This is a genomic window from Methylobacterium sp. WL18, assembly GCF_008040015.1.
GTDB lineage: Bacteria > Pseudomonadota > Alphaproteobacteria > Rhizobiales > Beijerinckiaceae > Methylobacterium > Methylobacterium mesophilicum.
In genome coordinates this window covers 1-6,244 of sequence record NZ_VRVD01000270.1, presented here as the reverse complement: position 1 = coordinate 6,244, position 6,244 = coordinate 1, and the positions used below count along the sequence as shown (strand labels likewise).

Annotated in this window: 7 protein-coding genes; 3 read left to right on the top strand and 4 right to left on the bottom strand. The window is 69.7% G+C overall.

Features of this window, described 5'->3' with window-relative positions; all coding sequences use genetic code 11:
• Window positions 1–486, top strand: a 486-nt coding sequence (locus tag FV228_RS17885; RefSeq protein WP_147855862.1) for a nucleotidyltransferase family protein, incomplete at its 5' end; no start/stop codon positions are given.
• Window positions 487–489: 3 nt separating this feature from the next.
• Here the strand turns inward: FV228_RS17885 and FV228_RS17880 are convergent.
• Window positions 490–663 carry a DUF2256 domain-containing protein gene (locus FV228_RS17880; RefSeq protein WP_187277802.1) on the bottom strand — a complete coding sequence of 58 codons (174 nt, stop codon included), beginning with the start codon at window positions 661–663 and terminating at the stop codon, window positions 490–492.
• A 101-nt stretch (window positions 664–764) separates the two neighbouring features.
• Here FV228_RS17880 and FV228_RS33185 point away from each other — a divergent pair, with 101 nt between their 5' ends.
• Window positions 765–923: a hypothetical protein gene (locus tag FV228_RS33185; protein ID WP_187277801.1), complete on the top strand. Its 159-nt coding sequence runs from the start codon at window positions 765–767 to the stop codon at window positions 921–923.
• Here FV228_RS33185 and FV228_RS17875 read toward each other — a convergent pair.
• Window positions 904–2,085 carry an OpgC domain-containing protein gene (locus tag FV228_RS17875; protein ID WP_238261944.1) on the bottom strand — a complete coding sequence of 394 codons (1,182 nt, stop codon included), beginning with the start codon at window positions 2,083–2,085 and terminating at the stop codon, window positions 904–906. The genes FV228_RS33185 and FV228_RS17875 overlap by 20 nt on opposite strands.
• Before the next feature lie 339 nt (window positions 2,086–2,424).
• Here FV228_RS17875 and FV228_RS17870 point away from each other — a divergent pair, with 339 nt between their 5' ends.
• Window positions 2,425–3,372 carry an NAD(P)-dependent oxidoreductase gene (locus FV228_RS17870; protein WP_147855860.1) on the top strand — a complete coding sequence of 316 codons (948 nt, stop codon included), beginning with the start codon at window positions 2,425–2,427 and terminating at the stop codon, window positions 3,370–3,372.
• Window positions 3,373–3,979: 607 nt separating this feature from the next.
• On the opposite strand, the gene ettA is transcribed toward FV228_RS17870, so the two are convergent.
• The gene (gene ettA / locus FV228_RS17865; protein WP_147855859.1) at window positions 3,980–5,632 is read right to left on the bottom strand and encodes an energy-dependent translational throttle protein EttA; all 1,653 of its coding nucleotides are present in this window, start codon (window positions 5,630–5,632) and stop codon (window positions 3,980–3,982) included.
• Window positions 5,633–5,806: 174 nt separating this feature from the next.
• The gene (locus tag FV228_RS17860; protein ID WP_147855858.1) at window positions 5,807–6,100 is read right to left on the bottom strand and encodes a hypothetical protein; all 294 of its coding nucleotides are present in this window, start codon (window positions 6,098–6,100) and stop codon (window positions 5,807–5,809) included.
• Window positions 6,101–6,244 lie beyond the last annotated feature (144 nt).

The following is a 6,244-nucleotide window of genomic DNA, read 5'->3' as shown; positions in this document are numbered from 1 at the left end:
GCCGAGGCCGCCCTGGCGGCCGGTCCGCGCCCGGTGGTGGTGGTGCTCGGCGCCCATGCCGACGCCGTGCGGAGGGCGCTCTCAGGGCTCGATGTGGTGCTGGTCGAGAACCCGGATTTCCGCGCCGGACTGGCGACGTCGCTGCTTGCAGGCGTGGCGGCGCTCCCGCAGGATTGCGAAGCGGCCGTCATCGTGCTCGGCGATATGCCGCGGATCTTCGCGGTTCACATCGACCGATTGGCCGCAGCCTTCGAAGAGACTTCGCGTTCTGTGGCGGCCGTCGTCCCGGTTCTGGCCAGCCTTCGCGGAAACCCGGTGCTGCTCAATCTGCGCCGCCTCGCCCCCGACATCGCCCGGCTCACCGGCGATCGCGGCGCCGGGCCGCTGCTCCGGGACCGGTCCGATGTCCTGGAGATCCCGGGCGATGCGGCGATCGCCCTCGATATCGACACGCCGGCCGCGTTGCGGGCCGCCGAGGGGGCCTGACGCTCAGCGCCCGGTCGCGCTCGGGGTGCGTCCGGCCTTGGCGTCGCTCCGGCAGCGGTCGGAGCAGTAGCGCACCTCGTCCCAGACCCGCTCCCACTTCTTGCGCCAGGCGAATGGGCGGCCGCATTGGGCGCACACCTTCTCCGGGAGGTCGCCCTTTCGGCGCATCCGCGGCATCGTTTCCACCCCTGTCACCGTGCATGACCCGGGGCGGAACCGGGCTGGGCCCGGCCCGTTCCGTCTTCACGAGAAGGCGTTGAACGATTCGGGAGCGCGCCATGCTGAAAGTCACCTATATCGACGTCCACGATCGCTCGACGGACCGGCCCTTGAGCGGCTGGTACATCACCGATGCCAACGGTGCGATGATCGGCGACGCGCACCGCTACGACGACCAGGCCAGCGGGCTGCGTGCGCTCAGCGCCCTGAGCGTGTGACGCGCCTCGGGTCGGCCCGGGCGTCCAGCACCTTGGCCAGCCCGAGCATCACCGCGAGCCCGGTGAGGTTGACCGCCATCTGGAGCGGCCAAGCGGTGTCGAAGGTGCGGTAGAGGATCCGCCCGATCAGGGCCGCCAGGCAGCCGGCGGCGAAGATCTCCAGGGAATGCCGGCCGCAGGCATCGATCAGCCGCAGCCGGCGCCAACCGGAGAGACGCCGGACGGCCGGGGCGCTGAAGATCAGGTAGGTCAGCGCCAGGATGTGCAGCAGGCGCAGCGGCGCGACATGGCCCTTGTCGGGCGAGCCGATCGGCAGCACTCGGAGGTCCGGCAGGCCCCATTCCGCCCAGGAGCCGCCCTGCAGCAGGCCGAAGGCCAGGTAGGCGAAGGCGAGGGCGGCGGCCCAGTTGCGCCAGGGGAGCAGGCCGTCTCCGGCCCGGACCGCCATCGCCAGGACCGCCCCGATCACGAACAGGAACTGCCAGGCGAACGGGTTGAAGTACCAGCCGTCGTCTACCGCGGCGGCGTTGGGCAGGTTCAGGTGGGAATCGACGTTGGCGGCCAGCCACAGCGTTCCCGACAGCGCCAGCACGCCCCAGACCCCGCGTTGCAGCCCGAAATAGATGACCGGGAACACGGCCAACAGCAGGATGTAGAGGGGCAGGATGTCGAGGTAGTTCGGCAGCGCGTTGAGGGCGAGCCCGCGCAGCAGCCCCGGCAGCAGCCCCATCTGCAGCAGCGGCGCGACGCCGAAGCGCGGGGTCAGCCCGGTGAGGTCCATCCAGATGCGGACGATGATCAGCGTGGCGAGCAGCAGCCCGGCCTGGAACAGGTAGATCCGCAGGCAGCGCCGGGCGATGCGCGCCAGGGTCGGCCACGTCCCGGCCCGGCCGAACAGGCCGCCATAGGCGACCATCGACGAATAGCCCGCCAGCAGCACGAAGATCTCGGCCGCGTCCGAGAAGCCGAAATTGTGCAGGGTCAAGAGCGCCGGCGCGTTGCGCGGGATGTGGTCGATGAAGATCGTCAGGAGCGCGAAGCCGCGCAGCACGTCGACCCGGGCATCCCGGACGGGCTTTTTCCGAGGCGGATCGGGCGCGGGCCCCGGCGCCGGGGCCATGCCGCCGATGGGTGCCCGCTCAAGGTCGTCGAGGCTCTTCACGCAACCATCACCGGGACGCTCTTTCGCCAAGCTCGGCGCGGGGCGTGCACCGCAATGCAATATAACCGACTCGAACACCAATGCCGCGACGGATCGCGTCGATCACGCGCCTGTGTTCCGGACCGCCCGTCGTTCGGCCTCCGGTCGATCGGAACCGTGCGTCACGCCCCGTTTTCGGGGTGATGCGGTGCATGGCCGCCCGACATCGGCAACGCTGACGCCGGGCCGATCCGGATCGGCGTCGCATCGCGGTCGCATCGCACCCCCGCACATCGCCGACGATCGCTGTTATAGAGGCGCCGGATCGATCCCGGTGGGTGCCGGGGAAGGGCAGGGTTCATGCGCGTCCTCGTCACCGGAGCCGGCGATTTCCTCGGCCGCCGCCTGCTCGAGGCGCTGCGGGAGGGGCTGCCCACCGGCAGCCAAATCCTGGGTATCGACCGCCGCCCGCTTCCACCCCTCGACGGCGTCGCCGCCCTGGATGTCGACCCGTTCGATGCCGACAGGCTCGACGCGGCGGTGGCGGCGTTCGAGCCGACCGTCGTGTTCCACCTGGCCGCCCTGGCGTCGGTCGCCCGGTCGAGCGAGACGCCGGCCTATGCCTGGCGGGCGGACCTGCTGGGCAGCCTCAACCTCGCCGAGGCCGTGGCGCGGACCCGGGCGACCCTGATCTTCCTGAGCTCGACGGTGGTGTACGGGGAGGCGTTCCGCGACAGGCCCCGGCCGGACGAATCCGTGACGCCCCGGCCCGACACGATCTCGGGCCGCACCAAGAGCGCCTGCGAGTACATCCTGCGCGACGTGCTCGCCAATGCCGGGGTGCGGCACCTCGTGCTGCGGCCCTCGAACTATATCGGCCCCGGCCAGAGCGAGACCTTCGTGGCCGCCTCCTTCGCGGGACAGATCGCGCGGATCGAGCGCGGCCTCGCCCCCCCGATTCTGGAGGCCGGGGACCTCGCCGCGGCGCGCGACTTCCTCGACGTGTCGGACGTGACCGCGGCCTGCCTGCGGGCCCTGGACCGGGCCGACGACCTGCCCGACGGCGGCACCTTCAACGTCGGCACCGGGATCGTCACGCCGGTCTCGGCGATCCTCGACCTGTTCCGCGACCTGACCGAGGCGGCGTTCACCGTGCAGGTCGCGCCCGACCGCACCCGGCCGACGGGCGCCCGCAGCCAGGGCTGCGATCCCTCGGCCTTCACGGCGGCCACGGGCTGGCAGCCCGCGATCCCCCTGGCACAGAGCCTTCAGGCTATGCTGGACGCGGCGCGGGCGCGTCTGGGATGAGGGGGCCTCTCAGCGTGAGAGGGCGAGCCGCCTGATCCGGCGCACGCGGAAGACGACGCGACGCTTCTCGAGAGGGCCGCCAGATCACACGTCTCCCGCACGGGCTACAGGGTTCACGCATCGGCCATTGAAGGCGCGACGCGCGCTCATCCCATTCGGCGACGGGTTGCGCAGGTGGGACTCATCATCTTTTCAACCGGCGGACAGCTCGGTCCTGGACGTCAAGCGGCGGCTGGATCGATGCGGCCGAGCGCCGTCATCCCGGGGCCGCGCAGCGGAGCCCCGGGAACCAGAGACGCCGACGTGTCAAGCTCTTGCGCCGAAAGCGGTTCTGGGTTCCGGGCTCGCCTGCGGCGCCCCGGAACGACGGCCACGGTCGTCGCGTCGGGGGGATCAACCCTCGGACGATGGGTCGTCCGGCCCGTGTAACCCGTAACCCCGGGGGGAGGAGAAACACAGCATTCCCCTCATCCGCGAACCGGCACCGACCTTCCAAGACGCGCCGCAGCGCCTGTCGCGAGCGAAGAATCGGATCGTGGCCCAGCCTATCGGGACGAGGGCCTGGGATCGGCCGAAATGGTCCCGGCTCGAAGGCCGGGACCGAATCCTATCGCGAAAACTTCTTGTACTTGATCTTCTTCGGCATCAGCGAATCAGCCCCGAGCCGGCGCATCTTGTCCGCTTCGTAGTCGGAGAAGTTGCCCTCGAACCATTCCACGTGGCTGTCGCCCTCGAAGGCCAGGATGTGCGTCGCGATGCGGTTCAGGAACCAGCGATCGTGGCTGATGATCACCGCGCAGCCTGCGTAATCCTCCAGCGCGTCCTCGAGGGCGCGCAGGGTCTCCATGTCGAGGTCGTTGGTCGGCTCGTCGAGCAGCAGCACGTTGGCGCCGCCCTTCAGGGTCCGGGCGAGGTGGACGCGGTTGCGCTCGCCGCCCGACAGGGTGCCGACCTTCTTCTGCTGGTCGCCGCCCTTGAACGCGAAGGCCGCGCAATAGGCGCGGGAATTGATCTCGCGCTTGTTGAAATAGATGATGTCGTTGCCGCCCGAGACCTCCTGCCAGACTGTGGCGCTGGGATCGAGGGCGTCGCGCGACTGATCGACGTAGCCGAGCTTCACCGTCTCGCCGACCGCGATCTTGCCGCCGTCCGGCGTCTCCTGGCCCGTGATCATCTTGAACAGGGTGGTCTTGCCGGCCCCGTTCGGACCGATCACCCCGACGATGCCGCCGGGCGGCAGCTTGAACGACAGGTCTTCGATCAGCAGGCGGTCGCCGAACGCCTTGTTGAGGTGCTCGAACTCGATGACGTTGTTGCCCAGCCGCTCGTCGATCGGGATCACGATCTGCGCGGCGGCGTCGACCTTGTTGTTCTGCTTGGCGACCAGCTCCTCGTAGCGGGTGATGCGGGCCTTCGACTTCGACTGCCGGGCCTTGGGCGAGGCGGCGATCCACTCCTGCTCGCGCGTGATCGAGCGCTGGCGGGCCATGTCCTCGCGGCCCTCCTGCTGGAGGCGCTTCTGCTTCTGCACCAGCCAGGCCGAGTAGTTGCCCTCGTACGGGTAGCCCCGGCCGCGATCGAGCTCGAGGATCCAGCTGGTGACGTTGTCGAGGAAGTAGCGATCGTGGGTCACGATCAGGATCGCGCCCGGATAGGACTTCAGGTGGCCTTCGAGCCAGTTCACCGTCTCGGCGTCGAGGTGGTTGGTCGGCTCGTCGAGCAGGAGAAGCTCCGGCTCCCACAGCAGCAGCTTGCACAGGGCCACGCGGCGGCGCTCGCCGCCCGACAGGGTCGCGACCGGCTGCTCGTCGCTCGGGCAGCCCAGGGCCTCCATGGCCTGATCGACCTTGGAATCGAGCTCCCAGAGATTGGCCGCCTCGATCTTGTCCTGGAGCGCCGTCATCTCGTCGGCGGTCTCCTCGGAATAGTTCATGGCGAGTTCGTTGTAGCGGTCGAGCAGCGCCTGCTTCTCGGCCACGCCCTCCATGATGTTCTGGCGGACCGACTTGTTCGGATCGAGCTGCGGCTCCTGCGGCAGGTAGCCGACCCGGGCGCCCTGGGCGACGAAGCCCTCGCCGGTCCACTCCGTGTCGATGCCGGCCATGATCTTGAGCAGGGTCGACTTGCCCGAGCCGTTGATGCCGAGCACGCCGATCTTGGCGTCCGGGTAGAACGACAGGTTGACGTCCTCCAGGACCTTCTTGCCGCCCAGGTAGGACTTCGTGAGTCCCCGCATGTGGTAGATGAATTCGCGAGCCATCGCGGATCGTCCTCGGCGCGTTGTTCGGGGCTGCGCGGTGCGTGCCAGCGGCACGGGTCAGGCCCGGGGCCTTGGACCCGTCCTGTACGCGCGTTCCCCACGATATAAGAATGTCGCCGACCGAGTATCAGGCCCGCCCGGCACCGGCAAGGACGCCCGCCGGCCGTCCGCGGCTCAGGCGAAGGGATTGGCCACGGATTTGGGCGCCTCGTCGGCCGCCTCCGCCACCGCGTCGGGCAGGTCGCCGGCCTCCAGGGCCTTCACGATGGCCTCAGCGGTGGCCTGGAGCAGGCGCGCCTGCGCCAGGCCGGCCTTGTCCTTGGTGAGGTCGAGGGTGCCGTGCAGGGCGATTCGGTCGGTGCCGTTCTCGAAGCTCAGGGCGCCGATGGTGCGGACCGACGCGTCGTCGGCGAAGGGTTCGAAGGCGTCCGCCTTGGGCTTCCGGCGGCTCGGCTTGTCCTCTGGCATGGTCCCTCTCAGAAGATCGATCGCAGCAGGTCGCGCAGAAGCTTGCGCGCGGCGCGGTGAAGCTCGTGGCCGAGCCAGTCCTGCCAGCTCTGCTCGGGCCGGGGGCGGTGCCCCTCCGAGCGCGCCCCGGCACGGGGGTCCGGC

What these genes read in the sequence shown, in the direction of transcription:
- FV228_RS17880 (WP_187277802.1), bottom strand. Translation starts at nt 663, where the DNA reads ATGCCGCGGATGCGCCGAAAGGGCGACCTCCCGGAGAAGGTGTGCGCC.
- FV228_RS17870 (WP_147855860.1), top strand. Translation starts at nt 2,425, where the DNA reads ATGCGCGTCCTCGTCACCGGAGCCGGCGATTTCCTCGGCCGCCGCCTG.
- ettA (WP_147855859.1), bottom strand. Translation starts at nt 5,632, where the DNA reads ATGGCTCGCGAATTCATCTACCACATGCGGGGACTCACGAAGTCCTAC.
- FV228_RS33185 (WP_187277801.1), top strand. Translation starts at nt 765, where the DNA reads ATGCTGAAAGTCACCTATATCGACGTCCACGATCGCTCGACGGACCGG.
- FV228_RS17860 (WP_147855858.1), bottom strand. Translation starts at nt 6,100, where the DNA reads ATGCCAGAGGACAAGCCGAGCCGCCGGAAGCCCAAGGCGGACGCCTTC.